This window comes from Planktothrix tepida PCC 9214, from assembly GCF_900009145.1.
Classification (GTDB): Bacteria; Cyanobacteriota; Cyanobacteriia; order Cyanobacteriales; family Microcoleaceae; genus Planktothrix; species Planktothrix tepida.
In genome coordinates this window covers 1-723 of record NZ_LN889900.1, presented here as the reverse complement: position 1 = coordinate 723, position 723 = coordinate 1, and the positions used below count along the sequence as shown (strand labels likewise).

The 723-nt window shown below is 40.1% G+C and carries 1 protein-coding gene; it reads right to left on the bottom strand.

Annotated elements, in window-relative coordinates:
* Positions 1–80 precede the first annotated feature (80 nt).
* On the bottom strand, positions 81–723 hold a 643-nt coding region (locus tag PL9214_RS29705; protein WP_186440526.1), incomplete at its 5' end, for a group II intron maturase-specific domain-containing protein.

Sequence of the window (723 nt, the reverse complement as noted above, 5' to 3'; positions counted from 1 at the left end):
AATATTAGGGGTCGAGGGGGGCTTTACAACCCCCAACTCCCATTCAGAACCGTGCTTGCGACTTTCATCGCACACGGCTCCTAGTCTAATTGTCTGTTATCATCAGAACATCCGGTTTCTTTTGGGTTGTACGACCCATCGGTTGCCGTTTTAGTATCGTGACAATGGCGATGTAATAATTGCAGATTTTTATATTCATCTTTACCGCCTAGTGACGTGGGGATGATATGGTCGATCTCTGCAATATCTTCTGGGGTAAAATATTGTCCACAGAAATTGCATTTGCCTTTTTGCTTTTTGAGCAAAATTGCTACTCGTTTTGGGACATCATAAGATGTTCCTTTTCTTGTACTCCAATACATCCAGTTTCCGTCATACGGTGATGCTTCAGGTCTTACAGTTACATGACGAGTAATAGGTGTTTCTGCATGGGTAAGTAATCTGTAACCTTTTTGGGTTTCAAAATTCCATGTTCTATTACCGTTCTTTTTGAAATAATGTTTCAGATTTTTGTAACCTGCTTTACCACATCGGCTAACTGTCCATGCTCTTAATCTCAGCCATGTATTATGGTCTAAAAAGGAAAATGTTTCTTTGGAAACAGCTTTGGAATGGTAGTTACACCATCCTCTTATGACTGGATTTAGGCGTTTGATTAATGCGTATTGAGGTGCAGTTTTGTGGGTTTTAATCACTTCTTTCACTTTATCCGCGTGAGCTTTA